This window comes from Paracoccus pacificus, from assembly GCF_042680785.1.
GTDB lineage: Bacteria > Pseudomonadota > Alphaproteobacteria > Rhodobacterales > Rhodobacteraceae > Paracoccus > Paracoccus pacificus.
In genome coordinates this window covers 694,938-716,998 of the sequence record NZ_JBHUEN010000043.1, presented here as the reverse complement: position 1 = coordinate 716,998, position 22,061 = coordinate 694,938, and the positions used below count along the sequence as shown (strand labels likewise).

The following is a 22,061-nucleotide window of genomic DNA, read 5'->3' as shown; positions in this document are numbered from 1 at the left end:
GGCCAATCGTGCCGATGTTGACGTGCGGTTTCGTCCGTTCAAACTTTGCCTTTGCCATGAGTGGCCTCCTGATCGACGGGGTGCCCGGTAAGGGCTTGGGCAGCAGCCCCGGTTCTTGCATCCGCCGCGACTTAAAAGCTGATTCGAGAAAAATCAAGGGCGGCATGGCCTCTTGCGGGGTTAAGTTGGCGCTTATCCCGAAGGGTGGAACCAATGCCCTTCAAAAAGCGTTTTCGATCAGCATTTTGCCCTGCTGCCGATCAGCGGGCGTAAGTCAATCGGAGGAAGTTATGAGCTTGATGAAGACCTTGGCCCGTGTGGCCGCCGGGGTCATGGTGGCCAAAGGCGTCGGGGCGATGATGCGCCGCGGGCAGCAAAGCAACCGCACCACGGGCGGCGGGATCCTGGGCGATCTCTTCGGTCCGCAAGGACAGCAAGCCGGCTCGACCCGCAGCGGCGGCGGCGGTCTGGGCGATATCCTTGGGCAAGTGCTGGGCGGCGGAACCCAGACCCGCGCGGGCCAAGGGGCCGGCAGCGGCAGTTCCTATGGCGGCACCTATTCGCCGAACGGCGGTGCCTCGGGCGGTCTTGGCGGCGCATTGGACCAGCTTTCCGGTTCGCAATCGGCGCGCAACCGCAGTGCGCAGGCGCAATCGCAAGGCTCCGGCAACATCCTTGATGCCATTCTTGGCGGCACCGGCGGCGCGGCCGCGACGGGTGCGGCAGCGGGTGGTCTTGGCGGATTGCTGGGCGGCCTTCTGGGCAACAACCTTGCCGCCAAGGATTCGCAGCCCGAGAACAACCGCTCGTTCGGCGAGGTGTTCAACGACTCGCTGCAAAAGCAGGACGAACCCAGCGTCGCCCCGACCCCCGAACAGAATGCCGTCGCCGGGCTGATGCTGAAGGCGATGATTCAGGCCGCGAAGTCGGACGGCAAGATCGACGAAGGCGAAAAGCAGCGTCTGATGGGCGAAGTCGGCGATCTGGACGACAAGGAACGCGCCTTCATCCGCGAACAGATGCAGGCGCCGGTGGACGTTCAGGCGCTGGCGCGCGAAGTGCCGCCGGGGCTGGAGCAGCAGGTCTATATGATGTCACTGATGGCGATTGATTTCGACAGCAAGGCCGAGGCGCAATATCTGAACGATCTGGCGCAGGCGATGGGCCTTAACCAGCAGGAAGTGAACGCGATCCATACTCAGGTCGGGGTGCAGAACCTTTACGCCTGACCTACGGCGCGCAGCGTTCACAATGCTGATGTAATTTCGAGATAACCGGCTTAATCATATGATCAGGCCGGTTATTTTTTCGTTCCGGCTTCGGGCGCCCGGTGGATTCGCTCACGGTATCGAAATCCGTGATCACTTTCCGCTCAGTCAGCCGGGTGACAGAAAACCGTCGCTTGCGCGAAAGAAAAATCCATCGCAGCATACCACTTATCGCTTTATCACTGCTTACCCCGACCCCACCCTACCGAAGGAGACGGAGATGAGACTGCTTCCCACCACCGCCTTTGCGATCGCTGCCCTGCTGAGCCCGCTTCCCCTGTTGGCGCAGGATGATGCCGCCGAAACCGCCCTCGAGGCGCGTCAGGGCTTTATGGAGATGCTCGGCATCAACATGGGGGTTTTGGCTGGCATGGCCAAAGGCGATACGCCCTATGATGAGGCCGCCGCCGCCACCGCCGGCGCCAACATCGAGGCGCTGAGCCGTTATGCGCTGCCGGGTCTGTTCCTTGAAGGCACCTCCACCGACGATCTGCCGGATGACACCGCGGCCTTGCCGGCGGTATGGAAGGACAACGCCACCTTCACCACCCGCTTTGCCGATTTCACCAACGCCGCCGCCGGTGCGGGTGAGGCCGTGAAGGGCGGGCAAGAGGCGGTAGGTCCGGTGGTGCAAAAGCTCGGCGCCACCTGCAAGGCGTGCCACGACACCTTCCGCAAACCCGAGTAATGGCGGATCAGGGGACACAGACCGTCAGGGTCTGGGATCCGCTTCTGCGGATATTTCACTGGACTCTGGCGACACTGGTCATCGCCAACTGGCTTTTGGGCCAGTACGGACCCAACTCGATGAAGCTGCATTTCTGGCTGGGCTATACGATCCTTGCCCTCTTGGTGTTTCGCGTCATCTGGGGCTTCGTCGGGCCGCCCGAGGCCCGGTTCGCGCATTTCCTGCGCGGGCCAGGGGCGGTCGGCGGATACCTTCGCCACTTCTTCCGGCGCGAGCCGAGCTATTGGAGCGGTCACAACCCGCTGGGCGCGTTGTCGGTGATCGCGATGCTGGCGGTGCTGGCCTTTCAGGTCGGAACCGGGCTGATCTCGGACCCCGAGGATTATATCAACGTGGGACCGCTGGCCGATATGGTCAGCCGCGCGACCAGCAAAAAGGCCGTCGGGCTGCACCATCTGGGCGGCACGCTGGTGCTGATCCTTGTGCTGCTGCATATCGGGATCATTTTGTTCTACCGCATCTGGAAGCGCGAGGATCTGATCCGCCCGATGATCACCGGCTGGAAACAGGTGCGGCGGCGCTAAGCCACCGCCGCCCGCAAATCGCCCCCCGCAATCCCTGCCTGCAAATCCCCGCCCGCAAATCCCGGACCGCAAATCCGCCACCGCGCCGCCGCGTCAGAACTTGTTGTCGCGTGGAAAGCCGCGCGGCGCCATGCGCCCGGCGGTGGCCCGCTTGCCCAGCCATTCGCTCAGATCGGTTTCCGTCCGGGTCCTGCCGGCGGGATCCAGCCATGACAGACCGGCCGCCAGCGTGATCAGGGTCGCGTCCGAAAGGCCGCCATCCTTGAACTTCTGCAACCGCACGCCCTTGCCGCGCGCCATCTCGGGCAACTCGTCCAGCGGGAACACCAGCATCTTGCGGTTCTTGCCGACGGTCACCACGTGATCGCCCGCGATCGGCCGGCACAGCAGCGCCGTGCCATTCAGCACCTGCTTGCCCGAGCGGGTCTGCCCCAGCATGTCGTCGGCCTTGACGATAAATCCGTCCCCCTCGGTCGAGGCGACCAGCCAGCGGGTATCGGCGCGCCACGGGAACACGGTCACCGCTTCGGCCTCGTTCGGCAGGTCGATCATCAGGCGCAGCGGTTCGCCCATGCCCCGCCCGCCCGGAAGATTTGCGACCGACAGGGTATAGAACCGCCCGTTCGAGCCCATGATCATCAGCTTGTCGGTGGTCTCGGCATGAAGCGCAAAGCCCGGGCCGTCGCCGTCCTTGAATTTCAGTTCGGCATCCAGCGGCTGATGCCCCTTCATCGCCCGGATCCAGCCCATCTTGGACAGGATCACCGTCACCGGCTCGCGTTCGATCATCGCGTCATAGTCGATGACGGGGGCTTCGGCGGCCTCGGCGATCGTGGTTCGGCGCTGACCGCCGGGGGCGGATTTGCCGAAGGTCGCCCGGACCTCGCGCAACTGTTCGGCGATGCGCTTCCACTGGCTGCGTTCGTCCGCCAGCATGGCGGTCAGCCCCTCGCGCTCGGCCAGCAGGTTGTCGCGCTCGGTCCGTAGTTCCATCTCTTCCAGCTTGCGCAAGGCGCGCAGGCGCATGTTCAGGATCGCCTCGACCTGTACCTCGGTCAGCTTGAACTCGGCCATCATGACCGCCTTGGGGTCATCCTCGTGCCGGATGATCTCGATCACCCGGTCGAGGTTCAGGAAGGCGATGATATAGCCCTCCAGCACCTCCAGCCGCGCGGCGATGCGGTCAAGCCGATAGTTGGCGCGGCGCAGCAGCACCTCGCGCCGGTGATCCAGAAACGCCCGCAGCACTTCCTTGAGCGAACAGACCTTGGGCACCCGGCCGTCGATCAGCACGTTCATGTTCAGACTGAACCGGGTTTCAAGGTCCGAGTTGCGGTAAAGCGCCCCCATCAGCGCCTCGGGGTCGACGGCGCGGGTGCGCGGCTCCAGCACGATGCGGATGTCTTCGGCGGATTCGTCGCGGACATCGGCCAGAATCGGCACCTTCTTCTGGTCGATCAACTCGGCCAGACGCTCGATCAGGCGCGATTTCTGCACCTGATAGGGGATTTCGGTGACGACGATCTGCCAGGTGCCGCGCCCCAGATCCTCGACCGCCCACCGTGCCCGCAGCCGGAAACTGCCGCGTCCGGTGCGATAGGCCTCGGCGATGGATTCGGCGCTTTCGACCAGAATGCCGCCGGTCGGAAAATCCGGTCCCGGCACGATCGACACCAGCGTGTCGTCGCGCGCATTCGGGCTGTCGATCAGATGCAGGCAGGCGTCGATCAGCTCGTGCAGGTTATGGGGCGGGATGTTGGTGGCCATCCCGACCGCGATCCCCGAGGCGCCGTTGGCCAGCAGGTTCGGGAAAGCGGCCGGCAGCACTTCGGGTTCGGTCAGCGTGCCGTCGTAATTCGGCCGGAAATCGACCGCGTTTTCGGCCAGCCCCTCCATAAGCGCCTCGGCGGCACTGGTCAGGCGCGCCTCGGTATAGCGGCTGGCGGCCGGGTTATCGCCATCGATATTGCCGAAATTGCCTTGCCCGTCGACCAGCGGATAGCGCATCACAAAAGGCTGGGCCAGACGCGCCATGGCATCGTAGATCGCGGCGTCGCCATGGGGGTGGTAGTTCCCCATCACATCGCCCGAAATCTTGGCCGATTTGCGAAAACCCCCGGTCGGCGAAAGCCGCAGTTCACGCATCGCGTAAAGGATCCGCCGATGCACCGGCTTCAGCCCGTCACGGGCATCCGGCAGCGCGCGGTTCATGATCGTGGACAGCGCATAGGTCAGATAACGCTCGCCGATGGCGCGCGAAAGCGGCTCGGAAAGGGTCTGATCCTGCGGCCCCTTGGCGGGGTCGGGCGCGTCGGGCGGATTATGGGGCGGTTCGTCTGACATGGCCCGGTTCTAGGCGCAGCGCCTGCGCCGGTCCAGCACGATTTTGGCACCTTTTGAGCTGCCGCGTTTTTCCGGGCGGCATATCAACGGCTTGGCCGGATCGGCATCGCGCGACGCGGCTTCGACGGAACCGCCATCGCAGGGCTGCGTTCACTGTGCAGTCACCAAAACGTGGGACGAATGCATGCTGCGTCTGCCGATCCTCATCCTGGCCACATTGGCCATCATGTTGGCCGCAATGGCAATTTTCGGAAGCGGCAGCCGCTATCGCCCCGAGATCGCCACGCCGGCGCCCGCCCCCATCGTCGACGCCGTCGCGCCACCGGCTGCGGACCCGTCCCCTGCCGATGCGGCCGCGCCCGAGTCAGGCCCGGCTGCGGAACGGGCGTTGATCGAAGGGAGCACCGCCGAGGCCGCCGATCCCGCACCCGCGCCGGCCGCCGCCACCCGGCCAAGACCGAATTTCGCCGGACCGCCGCTGGTCCCCTCGCCCGAATACGGTGGCGGACCTACGCCCGGGGCGCCATCCTCCACAGCCACCCCGGCCACGGTTGCGGCCGCGGCGCCGGCCGATGCCGAGGCGCTTTATGTCACCGCGAACAACCTGAACCTCCGCTCTGGTCCCGATGGCGGGGCGGACGTCGTGACGCGATTGCCGCAGGGGACGGCAGTAACCCCGCTTGGCCCGTCAAGCGACGGCTGGACGCAGGTACAGGATCCGGTTAGCGGTGCGACGGGATACGCCTCATCGCAATACCTGTCGGCAAACGCACCTTGACGCAGAAAACGGTTCTCATCACCGGATGTTCGTCCGGTATCGGGCTGGATGCCGCGCGCGGCCTGCACGCGCGCGGTTGGCGGGTGATCGCCACCTGCCGGGCAACGGCGGACGTCGCCGCCCGCCGCGCCGAGGGCATGGACAGTTTCCCGCTGGACATCTCGGATCCGGCAAGTGTCGCCGAGGGCGCGCGGCAGGCGCTGGCGCTGACCGACGGAAAAATTGACGCCCTGGTCAACAATGCCGCATTCGCGGTTCCGGGCGCGGTCGAGGATCTGCCGCGCGACGCCCTGCGCGAGATATTCGAGACGAACCTTTTCGGCACCCACGACCTGACCCGCGCCGTCATCCCGGCGATGCGGGCGGCGGGAACCGGGCGCATCGTGAATATCTCGTCGGTGCTGGGACTGGTCGGCATCCGCTGGCGCGGCGCCTATGTATCGACCAAATTCGCGCTCGAAGGGCTAAGCGACGTGTTGCGGCTGGAGATGGAGGGCACCGGCATCAGGGTGATCCTGATCGAGCCCGGGCCGATCACCTCAAAAATCCGGCAGAATTCAATCCCGCATTTTGAACGCTGGATCGACTGGCAGAACTCGGCGCGCGCTGATCAGTACCGCGACAGCCTGCTGCGCCGGCTTTACGAATCACAGGGCCCGGACCGGTTCGAGCTTCCCGCCGATGCCGTGACCCGCCGGCTGATCCATGCGTTGGAAAGCCGCAACCCCAGCCGGCGCTATTTCGTGACCACGCCGACCTGGTTTATGGGCGCGGCGCGCAGGATATTGCCGACAAGGGCGCTGGACTGGCTGGCCCGGCAGGCGTAGGGTTGTGGCCTTCCCCGCGAAAGGTCCCACATGCTGCGCAGCGATCCTCTTTTCTTTCTTGTCGTCGTCGCGGTGCTGGCGGTGGTCGTCGTGCTGATGTTCGGCCTTGGCAGCTTTGCGCGCGGTGGTGAATTCAACCGCCGCAATGCCAACCGCATCATGCGCTGGCGCATCATCATGCAGGCCGTGGCGATTGTCGCGATCATGGTGTTCATCTGGATGCGCCGTGGCTGATGGTCGTTCTGAACCGGATCTACACGCGAACCGGGGATGACGGCACCACGGCGCTGTCCGACGGTGCGCGCGTGCCCAAGGACGACGCCCGGGTCGAGGCCTATGGCACCGTGGATGAGCTGAACGCGACTCTGGGCCTGTGTCGGCTGCATGCCGCGGGGGTGATGGCGGAACAGCTCGGCACCATCCAGAACGATCTTTTCGATCTGGGCGCCGATCTGTCCCGCCCGGATATGGCCGGCGACGCGAGCGCCCCCTATCCGGTGCTGCGCATTGCCGACAGCCAGATCGACAGGCTGGAAGCGGAAATCGACGCGATGAACGCACTTTTGCAGCCGTTGCGCAGTTTTGTGCTGCCCGGGGGTGCGGCGCTGGCCGCGCATCTGCATGTGTCGCGCACCGTCGCCCGCCGGGCCGAACGCCGCGCCATCACGCTTGCCGGCGGCTCCGGCGTCAATCCGGCCGCGCTTCGGTATCTGAACCGGCTGTCCGACTGGCTGTTCGTTGCCGCCCGTGTCGCGAACGATGCAGGGGCGGCGGATGTGCTTTGGGTGCCGGGTGCGGGCCGTTAGCGCATGACAGCTTCGAAACGCGACGTTCGGCCGCCGGTTTTGTCGTTTTTGCGCTGGAATCTGGACCCTGCCCAAGGCTAACAACACCGCGGAGAACGACGACGCAATCTAGGGAGAGATGCCGATGAAGGTACTCGTGCCGGTAAAGCGGGTTATCGACTATAACGTGAAGGCGCGCGTGAAGGCGGATGGATCGGGTGTCGATCTGGCGAACGTCAAGATGTCGATGAACCCGTTTGACGAAATCGCCGTGGAAGAGGCGATCCGACTGAAGGAAAAAGGCGCCGCCGAGGAAGTGATCGTGGTTTCGGTCGGCGTCAAGCAGGCCGCCGAAACCCTGCGCACCGCGCTGGCCATGGGGGCCGACCGGGCCATTCTGGTGGTGGCCGCCGATGACGTGCAGCAGGACATCGAGCCGCTGGCCGTGGCCAAGATCCTCGCCAAGGTCGTCGAGGCCGAACAGCCGGGGCTGGTGATCGCGGGCAAGCAGGCCATCGATAACGACATGAACGCCACCGGCCAGATGCTGGCCGCACTTCTCGGCTGGGGTCAGGCCGCTTTCGCCAGCAAGCTTGAGATCGACGGCGATGCGGCGAAGGTCACGCGCGAGGTTGACGGCGGATTGCAGACGATCAGCGTCAAGCTGCCGGCGATCGTCACCGCCGACCTGCGCCTGAACGAGCCGCGCTATGCTTCGCTGCCGAACATCATGAAGGCCAAGAAAAAGCCGCTGGAGGAAAAGACCGCCGCCGATTACGGCGTCGATGTCAGTCCGCGTCTGGAAATCGTCTCGACCCGCGAGCCTGAGGGCCGCAAGGCCGGCATCAAGGTGGCCTCGGTCGATGAACTGGTCACGAAACTGAAAGAAGCGGGGGTTATCTGATGGCTGTTCTGCTGCTGGGAGAGGTCACCGACGGCGAGTTGAACCGCGACGCGACCGCCAAGGCCGTGAATGCGGTCAAGGAACTGGGCGAGGTGACGGTGCTTTGCGCCGGCGCCCACGCCAAGGACGCCGGTGCCGAAGCCGCGAAGATCGCGGGCGTGGCCAAGGTGCTGGTTGCCGAGGATGCGCTTTACGGCCACCGTCTGGCGGAACCGACCGCCGCGCTGCTGGTGTCGCTGGCGGGTGACTATGATCACATCGTGGCGCCTTCGACCACCGATGCCAAGAACGTCATGCCGCGCGTCGCAGCACTTCTGGACGTGATGGTGATCCCGGATGTGTCCAAGGTCGTTGCCGCCGACACGTTTGAACGGCCGGTCTACGCCGGCAACGCGATCCAGACGGTCAAGTCGCGCGACCCCAAGAAAGTCCTGACCATCCGCACCGCCAGCTTTGACGCAGCGGGCGATGGCGGCGCGGCCACGGTGACCGATCAGGCCGCCGCCGCGGATCCGGGGCTGTCGTCATGGGTCGCGGACGAGGTTGCGGCCTCGGACCGGCCCGAACTGACCTCGGCCGGGCGCGTGGTCTCGGGCGGGCGCGGTGTGGCGTCCAAAGAAAACTTCGCGATCATCGAGAAGCTGGCCGACAAGCTGGGCGCCGCCGTCGGCGCATCGCGGGCCGCGGTCGATTCGGGCTATGCGCCGAACGACTGGCAGGTCGGCCAGACCGGCAAGGTGGTGGCACCCGAGCTTTACGTCGCCGTCGGCATCTCGGGCGCAATCCAGCATCTGGCGGGCATGAAGGATTCGAAAGTCATCGTCGCGATCAACAAGGACGAAGAAGCCCCGATCTTTCAGATCGCGGATTACGGCCTTGTCGGTGACCTGTTCACCGTGGTGCCGGAACTGACCGAAAAGCTGTAAGGCCCTTGCCCGGGGCGCAATCCCCGGGCAATCGGTGCGGCCCTTTCGTTTGTCGTTGAAAAACAGACGGAGGGGCGCTGCCCCTCTTGGCCGTGCCGGCCAATTCACCCCGGGATATTTAGGCAAGAAAGAAACCGGGCGCGGCTGAGGTCGCGCCTTTTCTGTCGGGGGTAAGAAAGGCCGGTTGATTTCCATTGATCCCCCTTCGGCACACCCCTATCGTCGCGCGGAATTGCGAACGGGGATTTGTACGGATGGCGATCAATTCAGTGGGCGTGGTCGGCGCCGGGCAGATGGGCAACGGTATCGCGCATGTATTCGCGCTGGCCGGTTACGACGTCCTGATCAGCGACATCAGTCAGGACGCGCTGGACAATGCCGTCACGCTGATCGACAAGAACCTTGAACGTCAGGCGAGCCGGGGCAAGATCTCCGAGGACGACCGCAAGGCGGCCATGGGGCGGATCAAGACCACGCTGAACCTTGCCGATCTGGGTCAGACCGACCTGATCATCGAGGCCGCGACCGAGCGTGAAACCGTCAAACAGGCCATTTTCGAGGACCTGCTGCCGCATCTGAAGCCGAACACGATCCTGACCTCGAACACCTCGTCGATCTCGATCACGCGGCTGGCCAGCCGCACCGACCGGCCGGAAAAATTCATGGGGTTCCATTTCATGAACCCGGTTCCGGTCATGCAGCTGGTCGAGCTTATCCGTGGCATCGCCACCGATGACGAAACCTATCAGACGCTGCTGGACGTCGTCGAGCGCATCGGCAAGACCGCCGCCAGCGCCGAGGATTTCCCGGCGTTCATCGTCAACCGCATCCTGATGCCGATGATCAATGAGGCGGTCTATACGCTTTACGAAGGTGTCGGGAACGTCCAGTCGATCGACAGCGCCATGAAGCTTGGGACCAACCATCCCATGGGTCCGCTGGAGCTTGCCGATTTCATCGGGCTGGATACCTGTCTGGCGATCATGAACGTCCTGCATGAAGGGCTGGCCGATACCAAATATCGCCCCTGCCCGCTGCTGACGAAATATGTCGAGGCCGGATGGCTGGGTCGCAAGACCGGTCGCGGCTTTTACGACTATCGCGGTGAAACCCCGGTTCCGACCCGCTGATCCCAAGGCTTGGCCGGGAACCCTTGGGGCCCCCGGCCATGTTATCAGCTTGCGCGGCGTTCGTTCATGAACTGATCGAATTCGGCCTTGTCCTTGGCTTCGCGCAGCCGGGTCAGGAAGGTCAGGAATTCATCGCGTTCCTCTTCCAGCCGCTTCAGCGTTTCCTCGCGGTAGGCGTCGAAAGCCGAGTTGCCGGTCGCGTCGAAGTTGCGGAACTGCATCCGGTCACGGCGGTGGCTACAGCCTCTGAACATGCGTTTGCTCCAAATCGTATAGACAAGCAGGGCCACACCCACGGGTGGGGCGATAAAGAAACCAACGATTATCGCGCCGATCCAACCGACTTTGCCGCGCCGGTCCAGCCAGTCGCGCGCATAGGCGGCGGTATTCGCGACTTGCCGGCCAAAGCCCGGCCGTCGGTCATAGTCAGTATAGTAGGTGCTTTGCATCCGTTGCTCCTGATGTGAATGTTAATCACATTCACATAATTGGGCAGCGCGGCCCCACGGTCAAGTGTCCACGGCGAAAATATTCGTTCGGAGGGGAGATTTACTCGGGAACGATGCCCAGCCCGCGCAGATAGATGATCGCGGCGCTTTCCAGCATTTCCTCGGCCGAAAACGGCGCCCGGCCGCCGGGTTTGCCGCGCCCGAACAGTTCGACCACGCCATGGCTCATCGCCCAGATGTGATTGGCGACCATCCGCGCCGGCGGGCGACGATCGGGCGGGACGCGCAGAAACAGTTGCTCGGCGGCCTTCAGAAGCATGCTTTCGGCCCGGTCGGCGGCCAGAGACAGTTCGGGATTGCCGGCGACCGATATGCCGGATTCGAACATCGCGATGTAAAAGCCGGGGCGTTCGCGGGCGAAATCCAGATAGGCCCGGCCCATGCGCAGAAAGGCCGAAAGCGGGCTGGGCCGGCCGCCGTCGAACGCCTTTTCCAACCGGTCGGCGAATTCCAGATACCCCTGCCGCGCGACCTCATCCACCAGATCATCGCGGCCCCGAAAATGCCGGTATGGCGCGGCCGGAGATACGCCGACCTGCCGCGCAGCCTCGGCCAGCGTGAAGGCGCGCGGGCCCATTTCTTCGATCAGCCGCGCGGTCGCATCGACCAGCGCCTGCCGCAGCCTGCCGTGATGATAGCTTTGACGGCCGGATTCCTCTGCCATCGCCGCCGGATCACATGCCTTCGCCGAAGTAATCCGCCAACAGCGCGCGCAGCGCCTCGGACAGTTCCTGCGCCTGAGGTCCGTTCACCGATACCCGGATCGACGAGCCGCGCGCCGCCGCCAGCATCAGCAAGCCCATGATGGAATCGCCCGATACGGCCATGCCGTCCTTTTCAACCGTCGCCTCGGCGTCGAATTTCTCGACCGTTTCGACAAATTTCGCCGAGGCCCGTGCGTGCAGGCCCTTTTCGTTGATGATCCGCAGTTCCTGTACGACCGGGGCGTTCAAACGGCGGTTTTCCTGGGCGCGACAGCCGCCAACGGACGCGCGGCAACGGGTTGCGCGGAACGTTTGGGCCCGGAACTTGCCCGGGCCTCGTCTTCTTCGACATGATAGCTGTTGATGTATTTGCGGCCGGCGTCCTTGGCATGCTCGACGGCATCGTCCACCGGCATGTGGCGCGACTTGGCCAGCTTTACCAGCATCGGAAGATTGGCGCCGTAAAGGATGGTCCGGTTGCGCACCGCGCAGGCCAAGAGCGAGAGGTTCGAGGGCGAGCCGCCGAACAGATCGGTCACGACGACCACGCCGTCACCTTCGTCCACGGCATCCGCCGCGGAACATATTTCGGCTTGCTTACGCGTACGGTCGTGGTCTTCCTCAATCGTCACGGCCCGGATGCCGGGCTGTGGGCCGACGACATGCTCGACCGCCGAAAGATATTCACGCGCCAGACCGCCGTGCGCGACGATAACGATTCCAATCAATGGCAGCCTCTATTCAGAGACATGGCTTTCAATTTGCTCCACGGTCAGTTGCCGCATCTGCTGGAACGGACGGCGTACCAGCGCTACGTCTTTCAAGTTCTCTATGTCGTTTAGACACCTGCCAGCCTGCCTGCGCAAGCGAATCTGCCACTTTTTCCGCCATTGTGACAGATCGGTGTTGCCCGCCGGTACACCCGAAGCCGATGGCAAGATGTGTCTTACCTTCGGCAAGATGGGCCGGCAGCGTAAACAAGATAAGGTCGAGTACCCGATTCAGGAAGGGTGCGAATCGCTCATCTTTCGCAACGTAATTCGCGACCCGGCTGTCGCGGCCGTCCAGCGCGCGCAATTCGGGTTGCCAGTGCGGATTATCCAGAAACCGGCAGTCGAACATCACGTCGATGCCGCGCGGCACGCCGCGCTTGTAGGAAAAGCTTTGCACCGAGACCGACAACCGCCCGGCCGGATCCAGATCATAGACCCGCGCCAATTCCGCCCGAAGATCATGCGGCGAAAGCCCGGTCGTATCGACCAGCATATCGGCGCGCACCCGGATCGGCGCCAGCAGATCGCGTTCCGCCTCGATCCCGAGGATCGGGTTCTCGTGCGGGGCAAGCGGATGGCGGCGGCGGGTCTCGTTATAGCGCCGGACAAGCTGGTCCGAGCTGCAATCCAGATAAAGCACCTCGACCGCCACACCGGGGTGGCGGGTCATCCGGTCGATAAGCTCGATCAGGGCCGACGCCGAAAAGTCGCGGTTGCGGACATCCAGCCCCAGCGCGAGCGGACCCGGCTGCGCCTCACCCTCAAGCAGGCGCGGGACAAGGCGTATCGGCAGGTTGTCGATGGCCTCGTAACCCAGATCCTCCAGCACCCGGATCGCGGTCGACCGCCCCGCCCCGGACGGGCCGGTCACCAGAACGACCCGCTGCCCCTCCTCGGCACGTCTGCGTGCAAGGGCCGGCGGCTGTTCCTGGGTCGGGCGTTCCGTTCCGTGCATGGATTGGCTGGTCCTGATTCCCCCTCGGGTGCGTCACGCAACCCTGCCGCATCGCAGCATCTGAAGCAATGCAGGTGCAAGATGGTCGTTTCCCGCACCAAGAACAAGGGGATATCGTTGCCCCAACACCACGATTCTGCGCTGCGGCGGCAACCGGTCCGGTTCGGCGCGCGACAGGTCAACGACCAGCACAAGGACGGATTCGGCCGCCGCCTTCGCCGCGAGCAGGCCAAGGCCCCGCGCCTCGATCCGTCCGGCAATGGACCCGGGCGCGGTCATGACGATCCGTCCATCGTCCTTTCCCCCCGGTAAAAAACCATTCTCGGCCTTATCCTCGCAGTTGTCCCCCCCGCTGTCACCGCCCGTTTCACCGCGCTTGTCACCCGTCGTGTCCCCCATCGCCGTGCCGTCACGGCGCAACATCACCCCATCATCGGAAACCAGCCGCGCGCCCCATGCCATCAGCCACAGCGCAAGCGTCGACTTGCCCGACCCCGAGGGGCCCAGAATCAGCGCCCCCCTGCCCCGCCAGTCGACGGCGGTGGCGTGAACGATGCCGCTGTCGGGCACGTCCAGCCGGTTTTCTGCGCTGATCGCATCGCCCCCGATATCTGCCATACTACGAATCATCCATCCGTGGCATCATGCCCTCACCCAACTTAATAAACCGTTCACACGGAATATTATTATCGCTTTCGGCGCTAACATTTTATGTTTGCGCTAGCGCGGCGCGCAGGCGTCTATCTTCGCTTTTCTGTCATGTTATAGGCGGGTCAGGCAGCAAATCGAGGCAGGAGGCAGCGCGCATGACTATCGGTAACGTAAATCCCAAGTTCACCGTTGAGGATCAGGGCATCACCGGGCTTGGTCAGGTCTACTATAATCTCACCGAACCGGCGCTGGTCGAAGCTGCGATCGCTCGCGGCGAGGGCAAGCTGGGCAAGGGGGGCGCGGTGCTGGTCACCACCGGCATCTATACCGGCCGCTCGCCCAAGGATAAACATATCGTCCGCACGCCCACGGTCGATCCGCAAATCTGGTGGGAAAACAACCGCCCGATGGAGCCCGCCGCTTTCGACCAGCTTTATGCGGACATGCTGGAACACATGAAGGGGCGCGACTATTTCGTGCAGGATCTTTACGCCGGCGCCGATCCCGCGCTGCGGCTTGACGTGCGGCTGGTGACCGAACTGGCCTGGCACGGCCTGTTCATCCGCCATCTGCTGCGCCGCCCAGAACGCGCCGAGCTTGCCGATTTCACCGCCGATTATACGATCATCAACTGCCCCAGCTTCAAGGCCGATCCGGCGCGGCACGGCACCCGCACCGACACGGTGATCGCCATGAACTTCGACCGCAAGCTGATCCTGATCGGCGGCACCGAATATGCCGGCGAGAACAAGAAGTCGGTCTTCACGCTGCTGAACTACATCCTGCCCGAAAGCGGCGTGATGCCGATGCACTGCTCGGCCAACCATGCCCGTGGCGACAGCAACGACGTGGCAATCTTCTTCGGGCTGTCGGGCACCGGCAAGACCACGCTGTCCGCCGACCCGTCGCGGATACTGATCGGCGATGACGAACATGGCTGGTCCGACCGGGGCACGTTCAACTTTGAGGGCGGCTGCTACGCCAAGACGATCAACCTGTCGGCCGAGGCCGAACCCGAGATCTATGCCACCACCACCCGTTTCGGCACCGTGATCGAGAACATGGTCTTTGACCCCGACACGATGGAGCTGGATTTCGAGGACAGCTCGATCACCGAAAACATGCGCTGCGCCTATCCGCTGGACGCGATCTCGAACGCATCGGCGGATTCGCTGGGCGGCGAGCCGCGCAACGTCATCATGCTGACCTGCGACGCCTTCGGTGTGCTGCCGCCGATCGCACGGCTGACGCCGGCACAGGCGATGTATCACTTCCTGTCCGGCTTCACCTCGAAAACCCCCGGGACCGAGCGTGGCGTGACCGAACCGACGCCGACCTTCTCGACCTGCTTCGGCGCGCCCTTCATGCCCCGCCGTCCGGAGGAATACGGCAAACTGCTTCAGGCGCGGATCGCGGCAAGCGGGGCCGATTGCTGGCTGGTCAACACGGGCTGGACCGGCGGCGCCTTCGGCACCGGCACGCGCATGCCGATCAAGGCGACCCGCGCGCTGCTGACGGCGGCGCTGGACGGCTCGCTGAACAACGTGCAGTTCCGCAAGGATCCGAATTTCGGCTTCGAGGTGCCGGTGTCGGTCCCCGGTGTCGACGACCGGCTGCTGGACCCGCGCAAGACCTGGGCCGATGGTGCGGCCTATGACGCGCAGGCGAAAAAGCTGGTGCAGATGTTCAGCGAGAACTTTGCACAATACGCCGACCACATCGACGACGACGTGCGCGCCGCCGCGATCGGCTGAGCGTTCCGCTATCAGCATCAGGGGCGGCCGTTTGGGCCGCTCCTTTTTTATGGCGTGCTGCCAAGCCACGCCGGTCGTCTTTGATCCGTGGCGACTGGCCGGCCCCGGCGGTCCGGCTTATCGGATGTCCAGCTTGGGCAGGCTTTTGACCAGATCGTCGACGGCTTTCATCTGCATCAGGAAAGGGCGCAACTGATCCAGAGGCAGGGCGCTTGGCCCGTCGCATCTGGCCTGATCGGGGTCGGGATGGGTTTCCAGAAACAGCCCCGCCAGCCCGACAGCCAACCCGGCGCGGCCAAGCTCGGCCACCTGACTGCGCCGGCCGCCGGACGCGCCGGCAGCGGCATCCCGGATCTGAAGGGCGTGCGTCACGTCAAAGATGATCGGCGCATCACCGCTGGCACCCCGCATCACCCCGATGCCCAGCATATCGACGACAAGGTTGTCGTAACCGAAACATGATCCACGCTCGCACAGCATAATCTGGTCATTGCCGCATTCGTGCAGCTTTTCGACAAGATTGCGAACCTGCCCGGGGCTCATGAACTGGGGCTTTTTCACGTTGATGACCGCACCGGTCGCAGCCGCCGCCGCGATAAGGTCGGTCTGCCGCGCCAGAAAAGCCGGGATCTGCAAGATATCACAGACTTCGGCGACCGGGGCGGCCTGCGCCGGCTCGTGGATGTCGGTAATGACGGGAATGCCGAAGGTCTCACGCACCTCGCGCAGGACCTTGAGACCAGCATCAAGACCCGGCCCCCGATAAGAGTGGATCGAGGAACGGTTCGCCTTGTCGAACGAGCCCTTGAAGATATAGGGCATGCCAAGCTCGCCCGTGATCCTGACGAACTCTTCCGCGACGCGCAGGGCCAGATCCCGGGATTCGATGACATTGATGCCGCCGATCAGCGTCATTGGCCGATCATTGGCGATCGACAGCGCCCCGACTTTGACAGTTTTCATGAATGCCCCTTTCCGTGACCTTGCCAAGGGGTATCGCGGCTGCCCGGGACAGGCAACGGCGGCGTGGCCGGGCCGGACTGATCGGTACGGTTTCGGGACGTCGGCTTTTTTTCCGCGTCCCCGCAAAAATCCCCCGCGATGTGATATGGTTGAACAGGCGGGTTCGGCGCCAACCCATTGGCGTCCGCCGCAAATCCCTGTCCTGCATCCAACGGGTTCCACATCAGGAGAGCCGCCATGCCTATCGGAGTGTGCCGTGTCTTGCGTATCGAGGTTCTGGATGACGGCGACGACTGGGGGTCGGCCGACATGCAATTCTGGCTGACGATCAACGACTCGACGACGTTCCTCGGTCGGTTCCCCGGTGTCGAGGATCCCAAAACCATCCAGTTAAACCGCGACGTCTCGTTTCGCCTTGCCACGCTTCTGAACATCACCTTTCGGGCGGTGGATGAAGAACCCGAGTTCTGGGGCACGACGGACCAGATTGCCCAACACACGTTTACGCTGAACACGTCGGTCTTTCCGCTGCCGCGCAACGGGGCATCGGTCAAGGCCGCCGATGACGGCGTCGCGGCGCGTCTCGTCTTTGACCTTTTCGCGCAGAACGCGCTGACCGATCGTTTTGGAGACAACAGGCGCATGAAATGCCTGGGCCGTATCCCGGGCCCGCGCTGGCTTGACGGCAATACGGTCGAGGGCAGCGTGGCGCTGGTCGAAAATCTCGCGGGCCATAGCGGCACGGGCTGGCGTGTGCACGACATGGGTAACGACAGCGTCGCGTTCGAGTGTCAGGGGCATCTTGCGGGGCCGCGCTGGCTTGATGGCAACACCGTCAACGGCACGGTACGCCTGGCACCGGTGACCGGCGCCCCTTTCACCGGCACCAGATGGCGCGCGCATGTGCCGGATATGGGCGACGGGGTGTATCTGGAATGTCTGGGCAACGTCGAGGGGCCGCGCTGGCTGGACGGCAATACCACCAACGGCGCCGTCACGCTGGCGCCGCAGATGGGCGAGAGCTTTTCAGGAACGCTTTGGAGGATCTGACCGGCGATGCCCGCCCGGCCGCTTCCCCCCGCGGCCACCGATTCCCCCGGGGCCACCGCGCCCGCCGCCGCGCGCGGCCCGGGTCACTTGTCCGGCGCGAATGACCCCGCCCCCCGGACCCCACATCGGCACAGCCGCCACAGTGACGCGGGTCTGCACAATTTCGATGCAGCGGGCAGTTGCGTCCCAACGGGCGCCGGTTAACCTGTTTACAGTTCAAGGAGATGCATAGCATGTTACGATTTTTATCCCGCCCGGCCACCCGCCTGATGGAGCGGTGGCTGCCCGATCCGTTCATCTTCGTGCTGGTCCTGACGCTGGTCGCCGCCGTGGCCGCCATGCTGGTGCAGGCCCAGACCCCGCTTGCCGTGATTCAGGTCTGGGGCGCCGGTTTCTGGGAATTGCTGTCCTTCTCCATGCAGATGCTGCTGGTGCTTGTGACGGGCTTCATCCTCGCCTCGTCACCGCCGATCAGAAAGCTGTTGCAGGGTCTTGCCGGAATTGCCCAATCGCCGGGCTCGGCGATCATTCTGGTCACGCTGGTGTCGCTGGTGGCAAGCTGGCTGAACTGGGGTTTCGGGCTGGTGGTCGGCGCCATCTTCGCCAAGGAACTGGCCCGCAAGGTGCGGGTCGATTACCGGCTGCTGGTCGCGGCGGCCTATTCGGGCTTTGTGATCTGGCACGGCGGGTTGTCGGGCTCGATTCCCCTGACCATTTCCACCGTCGGCCATTTCACCGAGGCACAGATCGGCATCGTGCCCACCTCAGACACGATTTTCGCCTACTGGAACCTCGCCATCGTCGTGGCACTATTCATCGTGGTGCCGCTGGCGAACCGGATGATGATGCCCGACGAAGCCGAGACCGTGCTGATCGACCCGGCCCTGCTGCGCGACGACGAAACTTCGGCGCCGCCCGTCACCACCCCCGCCGAGTGGATGGAAAACAGCCCGATCCTGATGTGGATCATCGGTCTGGCCGGTGTGGTCTGGCTGATCTACCATTTCATCGGCGGCGGCGCGCTGAACCTGAACGTCGTCAACTTCCTGTTCCTGTTCCTTGGCATCCTGTTCCACGGCACGCCGCGCAGCCTGCTGAATGCGCTGGGTGAGGCGGTGAAGGGCGGCGCGGGCATCGTTATTCAGTTCCCGTTCTATGCCGGGATCATGGCGATCATGACGCAGACCGGGCTGGCCACCACGCTGTCGGAATGGTTCGTGTCGATCTCGACCGCCGAGACCCTGCCGTTCTGGAGCTTCATCGCCGCCGGGATCGTGAACATCTTCGTCCCCTCGGGCGGTGGTCAATGGGCGGTTCAGGCCCCGGTCATGTTGCCGGCGGCTGCCGCCCTTGGGGCCGACATTCCGCGTGTGGCGATGGCGGTCGCATGGGGGGACGCGTGGACCAACCTGTTGCAACCGTTCTGGGCCTTGCCGATGCTGGGCATCGCGGGGCTTCGGGCGCGCGACATCATGGGCTTCTGCGTGGTCATGCTGATCGTCACCGGAATCGTGATCGGCTGCGGGCTGCTGTTCCTTTAACGGCAAATCCCGGTGTGACGGATGCGGCGGGGCCCTTTGGCCCCGCCGTTTTTTGTGGCCCGCGACTGCAGCAGTTGGCGCGTTCGCTTGTGGATCAGCGGATGATCCGGATCATCGCCACAATCGCCATCGGCATCAGGACCATCAGTCCTGGCGTGCCCGACCTATAGAAGAAGGCAAAGACAATAATCGCGAAACGCACCCACGGGATGCGGCTAACGAGATCATCGCCAAGGGCGGTGTTCACAACCTGACGATGAAGGCTTTCGGGCGCGGGCCGTCACCGCCACCGTTTTCCCCTGTAGGCCAAGCCGGGGCCATTTGCTTCCGGCGCTTTACGCGCGCGCAAAATCCGCCCGACACCGGCGATACGGCGCGAGGCGTCCCGGCATGGGTGCAACGCGCGCACCATTGCCACCCCATCCCGCACCCGCGATCGGCGGCAGTTCTATCCTGCCCCAACCGAGGAGCAGGCCGGCGGCTGATGTCGATGATCCGGTTCCCACCGGTGAACGACGCCCTGCCCCACCCGGATCCGGCGCTGGAACTGGTTGAGCCGGTCCCGACCGGCATGCGCGCCTGATCGCACGCCCTCGGCAAAGGCGCCAACCGCGCCCCGGTGGGGGCTCAGTCCCGCTTTCGTTTCCGCTTCTGGGTCCGTTTCGCCTCGCGCAGCCGCGACTGCGCGGGGCGTTTGCGGGGGGGCTGGCCCGCGCCGCGACCGCGACCGGCACCACCGCCGCGCGGTAACGGTTTCCCGTCAAGCTCGACCAGTTCCAGCATCAGGCCACCGGTCATCGGCACAGCTTCAACCAGACGCACCGTGACCCGTTGGCCGATGCCGAGTTCTATGCCGGTCTCCGCCCCCATCAGGGTCTGGGCGTCACGGTCATAGTGAAAGAACTCGCGCCCGATCTCGCGGATGGGCAGCAGCCCGTCCGCGCCGGTTTCATCCAGCCTGACGAAGGCGCCAAAGCGCTGGATGCCGCTGATCCGGCCGGTCATCTCGGTGCCGACCCGTTCGGACAGATAGGCGGCAAGATAACGGTCGGTCGTGTCCCGCTCGGCCGCCATGCTGCGCCGCTCGGTCTCGCTGATCTGCTTGGCGGTCTCGGCCAGCGTCTCGATGTCGTGCTGCGACAACCCGTCATTCGCCTTGCCCTTTGCCGCCCAACCATGCCCGGTGATCAGCGCCCGATGGACGATCAGGTCCGAATAGCGCCGGATCGGGCTGGTGAAATGCGCATAGCTTTTCAACGCAAGACCAAAATGGCCGAAGTTTTCGGGGTAGTAATAGGCCTGCGTCATCGCCCGCAGCGCGGTCATGTTGATCAGCTCGTCGAACTCGGTGCCCTCGGACTGGGCGAGCAGCCGGTTCAGATGGCTGGTTTGCAGCACCTGCCCCTTGGCCAGCGTGAACCCCGATGCCTCGGCCACCTCGCGCAGCGCAGCCAGTTTTTCCGGGGTGGGTTCTTCGTGGACGCGATACAACAGCGGACGACGCAGCCGCTCCAACTCCTCGGCGGCAGCGACATTGGCCAGCACCATGAATTCCTCGATCAGCCGATGGGCATCGAAGCGTTCGCGGAAGTTGACCGACTTCACCCGGCCGTCGGCGGTCAGCTCGATCTTGCGCTCGGGCAGATCCAGATCCAGCGGCTGGCGCCGGGCCCGCGCCGACTTGAGCAGATCATAAGCCGCCCAAAGCGGCCGGATCACGTCCGCCATCAGCGGCTCGGTCGCGGCGTCGGGCTGGCCATCGGCCGCCGCCTGCGCCTGTTCATAGGACAGGCTGGCAAGCGAGCGCATCATGCCGCGCTGAAAGGTGTGGCTGACCTTGTTGCCCTGCGCATCCAGCCGCATGCGGACCGAGATCACCGGCCGGTCGACGTTTTCGTGCAGGCTGCACAGATCGCCCGACAGCACATCGGGCAGCATCGGCACGACCCGGTCGGGGAAATAGGTCGAGTTGCCGCGCAGACGCGCCTCGTGGTCCAGTTGCGAACCGGGCCGCACGTAATAGGCGACATCGGCGATCGCCACCCAGATCGTGGCACCGCCGTCGGGTTCGGCCACGGCGGCAACGGCGTCATCGTGATCGCGCGCGTCGCTGGGGTCGATGGTGATCAGCGGTATCTGCCGAAGATCGTCCCGGCCGGCCATCGTCGCCGGCTTCGCGGCATCGGCCTCGGCGATCACCGCGTCGGGTAAATCGTCGGGAATGCCGTGCTGGTGAATGGCGATCAGGCTGACCGCGCGCGGGGCCGAGGGATCGCCCAGCCGCTCGGTGATCCGTGCCTGCGGCAGGCCCATGCGCGCCTTGGGGCCGACCTGTTCGGCCTCGACCAGCTCGCCATCCTGCGCGCCGTGGATCGCGTCGGCGCGGACCCGCCATTCGCGATCAACGCCCTTGTCGATCGGCAGGATGCGCCCCTCGGCCTCCTTGTCGCCCGTCGGCCGTCGGAAGATGCCGACGATCTTGTGCGCGGCATGGCCGATGCGCCGGATCAGCCGCGCCTCATAATGGTGATCCTGCCCGCGCACCGGGATCAGCCGGGCCAGAAACCGCTCACCCGGGCCGACGGCGGGGTCGGACTTGCGGGGCGCGAACAGCACCCGTGGTTCGGGGCCGCTACCCTGCCATTCCATCGGCCGGGCGAACAGATCGCCGTTCCGGTCCGGCCCGATCAGCTCCAGCACGGTGACCGGAGGCAGCTTTTCGGCATCCTGATAATGCCGGCGCCGGCGTTCCAGAAGGCCTTCCGATTCAAGGTCTTTCAGGATCTTCTTCAGCTCGATTCGGGCCCCGCCCTTGATGCCGAAGGCCTTGGCGATATCGCGTTTGGCGCTGGCATCGGGATGCTCGGCGATCCAGTCGAGAATGTCTTGCTTGGAGGGAATGTTGTCCATGGCGGCACGCTAGCACGC

General features: G+C 64.5%; 22 protein-coding genes and 1 pseudogene. 13 read left to right on the top strand and 10 right to left on the bottom strand.

Annotation, left to right across the window (positions count from 1 at the left end; translation table 11 throughout):
- Positions 1–290 precede the first annotated feature (290 nt).
- The 3 genes from ACFSCT_RS16005 to ACFSCT_RS15995 all read left to right on the top strand — a co-directional run bounded on the left by ACFSCT_RS16005 (position 291) and on the right by ACFSCT_RS15995 (position 2,540).
- On the top strand, positions 291–1,229 hold the full coding sequence (locus tag ACFSCT_RS16005) for a tellurite resistance TerB family protein (RefSeq protein ID WP_379144363.1): 939 nt from the start codon (positions 291–293) through the stop codon (positions 1,227–1,229).
- Positions 1,230–1,488: 259 nt separating this feature from the next.
- Positions 1,489–1,956 carry a c-type cytochrome gene (locus ACFSCT_RS16000; protein WP_379144362.1) on the top strand — a complete coding sequence of 156 codons (468 nt, stop codon included), beginning with the start codon at positions 1,489–1,491 and terminating at the stop codon, positions 1,954–1,956.
- Positions 1,956–2,540: a cytochrome b/b6 domain-containing protein gene (locus tag ACFSCT_RS15995; RefSeq protein ID WP_379144360.1), complete on the top strand. Its 585-nt coding sequence runs from the start codon at positions 1,956–1,958 to the stop codon at positions 2,538–2,540. Before ACFSCT_RS16000 ends, ACFSCT_RS15995 begins: the two co-directional genes overlap by 1 nt.
- 93 nt (positions 2,541–2,633) lie before the next feature.
- Here the strand turns inward: ACFSCT_RS15995 and parC are convergent, their stop codons facing one another.
- On the bottom strand, positions 2,634–4,883 hold the full coding sequence (gene parC / locus ACFSCT_RS15990) for a DNA topoisomerase IV subunit A (RefSeq protein WP_379144359.1): 2,250 nt from the start codon (positions 4,881–4,883) through the stop codon (positions 2,634–2,636).
- A 184-nt stretch (positions 4,884–5,067) separates the two neighbouring features.
- On the opposite strand from parC, the gene ACFSCT_RS15985 reads away from it, so the two are divergent.
- The 7 genes from ACFSCT_RS15985 to ACFSCT_RS15955 all read left to right on the top strand — a co-directional run bounded on the left by ACFSCT_RS15985 (position 5,068) and on the right by ACFSCT_RS15955 (position 10,233).
- Positions 5,068–5,661 (top strand): SH3 domain-containing protein, encoded by a 594-nt coding sequence (locus tag ACFSCT_RS15985; RefSeq protein WP_379144357.1) that lies wholly within the window; start codon positions 5,068–5,070, stop codon positions 5,659–5,661.
- Positions 5,658–6,488: an SDR family NAD(P)-dependent oxidoreductase gene (locus tag ACFSCT_RS15980; RefSeq protein WP_379144356.1), complete on the top strand. Its 831-nt coding sequence runs from the start codon at positions 5,658–5,660 to the stop codon at positions 6,486–6,488. The genes ACFSCT_RS15985 and ACFSCT_RS15980 overlap by 4 nt, the downstream gene beginning before the upstream one ends.
- 33 nt (positions 6,489–6,521) lie before the next feature.
- Positions 6,522–6,722 carry a twin transmembrane helix small protein gene (locus tag ACFSCT_RS15975; RefSeq protein ID WP_379144414.1) on the top strand — a complete coding sequence of 67 codons (201 nt, stop codon included), beginning with the start codon at positions 6,522–6,524 and terminating at the stop codon, positions 6,720–6,722.
- Positions 6,722–7,294 carry a cob(I)yrinic acid a,c-diamide adenosyltransferase gene (locus ACFSCT_RS15970; protein ID WP_379144353.1) on the top strand — a complete coding sequence of 191 codons (573 nt, stop codon included), beginning with the start codon at positions 6,722–6,724 and terminating at the stop codon, positions 7,292–7,294. The genes ACFSCT_RS15975 and ACFSCT_RS15970 overlap by 1 nt, the downstream gene beginning before the upstream one ends.
- A 124-nt stretch (positions 7,295–7,418) precedes the next feature.
- Positions 7,419–8,177 (top strand): electron transfer flavoprotein subunit beta/FixA family protein, encoded by a 759-nt coding sequence (locus ACFSCT_RS15965; protein WP_379144351.1) that lies wholly within the window; start codon positions 7,419–7,421, stop codon positions 8,175–8,177.
- Entirely contained in the window at positions 8,177–9,103 is a 927-nt protein-coding gene (locus tag ACFSCT_RS15960) for an electron transfer flavoprotein subunit alpha/FixB family protein (RefSeq protein WP_379144350.1), read from the top strand. The genes ACFSCT_RS15965 and ACFSCT_RS15960 overlap by 1 nt, the downstream gene beginning before the upstream one ends.
- Before the next feature lie 254 nt (positions 9,104–9,357).
- A complete protein-coding gene (locus tag ACFSCT_RS15955; protein WP_379144349.1) occupies positions 9,358–10,233 on the top strand; it encodes a 3-hydroxybutyryl-CoA dehydrogenase in 876 nt (291 codons plus the stop codon).
- Between the two features lie 44 nt (positions 10,234–10,277).
- On the opposite strand, the gene ACFSCT_RS15950 is transcribed toward ACFSCT_RS15955, so the two are convergent.
- The 6 genes and pseudogenes from ACFSCT_RS15950 to ACFSCT_RS15925 form a co-directional block, all read right to left on the bottom strand.
- Complete coding sequence (locus tag ACFSCT_RS15950) at positions 10,278–10,682, bottom strand: DUF2852 domain-containing protein (protein ID WP_379144348.1); 405 nt, start codon at positions 10,680–10,682, stop codon at positions 10,278–10,280.
- A gap of 100 nt (positions 10,683–10,782) precedes the next feature.
- Positions 10,783–11,406 (bottom strand): TetR/AcrR family transcriptional regulator, encoded by a 624-nt coding sequence (locus ACFSCT_RS15945; RefSeq protein ID WP_379144346.1) that lies wholly within the window; start codon positions 11,404–11,406, stop codon positions 10,783–10,785.
- Between the two features lie 10 nt (positions 11,407–11,416).
- A complete protein-coding gene (locus tag ACFSCT_RS15940) occupies positions 11,417–11,695 on the bottom strand; it encodes an HPr family phosphocarrier protein (RefSeq protein ID WP_379144344.1) in 279 nt (92 codons plus the stop codon).
- Positions 11,696–11,784: 89 nt separating this feature from the next.
- Positions 11,785–12,174: pseudogene (locus ACFSCT_RS15935) on the bottom strand (PTS sugar transporter subunit IIA); the annotation flags it as partial.
- A gap of 28 nt (positions 12,175–12,202) precedes the next feature.
- Positions 12,203–13,174 carry an RNase adapter RapZ gene (gene rapZ / locus ACFSCT_RS15930; RefSeq protein ID WP_379144343.1) on the bottom strand — a complete coding sequence of 324 codons (972 nt, stop codon included), beginning with the start codon at positions 13,172–13,174 and terminating at the stop codon, positions 12,203–12,205.
- A gap of 33 nt (positions 13,175–13,207) precedes the next feature.
- Entirely contained in the window at positions 13,208–13,792 is a 585-nt protein-coding gene (locus ACFSCT_RS15925; protein ID WP_379144342.1) for an HPr kinase/phosphorylase, read from the bottom strand.
- A gap of 188 nt (positions 13,793–13,980) precedes the next feature.
- Here ACFSCT_RS15925 and ACFSCT_RS15920 point away from each other — a divergent pair, with 188 nt between their 5' ends.
- Complete coding sequence (locus tag ACFSCT_RS15920) at positions 13,981–15,579, top strand: phosphoenolpyruvate carboxykinase (RefSeq protein ID WP_379144341.1); 1,599 nt, start codon at positions 13,981–13,983, stop codon at positions 15,577–15,579.
- A 117-nt stretch (positions 15,580–15,696) separates the two neighbouring features.
- On the opposite strand, the gene kdsA is transcribed toward ACFSCT_RS15920, so the two are convergent.
- Positions 15,697–16,542 carry a 3-deoxy-8-phosphooctulonate synthase gene (gene kdsA, locus ACFSCT_RS15915; protein WP_379144340.1) on the bottom strand — a complete coding sequence of 282 codons (846 nt, stop codon included), beginning with the start codon at positions 16,540–16,542 and terminating at the stop codon, positions 15,697–15,699.
- A gap of 237 nt (positions 16,543–16,779) precedes the next feature.
- Here kdsA and ACFSCT_RS15910 point away from each other — a divergent pair, with 237 nt between their 5' ends.
- Complete coding sequence (locus ACFSCT_RS15910; protein WP_379144338.1) at positions 16,780–17,592, top strand: hypothetical protein; 813 nt, start codon at positions 16,780–16,782, stop codon at positions 17,590–17,592.
- Between the two features lie 233 nt (positions 17,593–17,825).
- Positions 17,826–19,133, top strand: coding sequence for a short-chain fatty acid transporter (locus ACFSCT_RS15905; protein ID WP_379144337.1), 1,308 nt, complete (start codon positions 17,826–17,828; stop codon positions 19,131–19,133).
- 94 nt (positions 19,134–19,227) lie between these two features.
- Here ACFSCT_RS15905 and ACFSCT_RS15900 read toward each other — a convergent pair whose 3' ends face one another.
- Together ACFSCT_RS15900 and rnr are read right to left on the bottom strand one after the other, a co-directional pair.
- Positions 19,228–19,380 carry a hypothetical protein gene (locus ACFSCT_RS15900; protein ID WP_379144336.1) on the bottom strand — a complete coding sequence of 51 codons (153 nt, stop codon included), beginning with the start codon at positions 19,378–19,380 and terminating at the stop codon, positions 19,228–19,230.
- A gap of 380 nt (positions 19,381–19,760) precedes the next feature.
- Entirely contained in the window at positions 19,761–22,043 is a 2,283-nt protein-coding gene (rnr, locus tag ACFSCT_RS15895; protein WP_379144334.1) for a ribonuclease R, read from the bottom strand.
- Between the last annotated feature and the right edge of the window lie 18 nt (positions 22,044–22,061).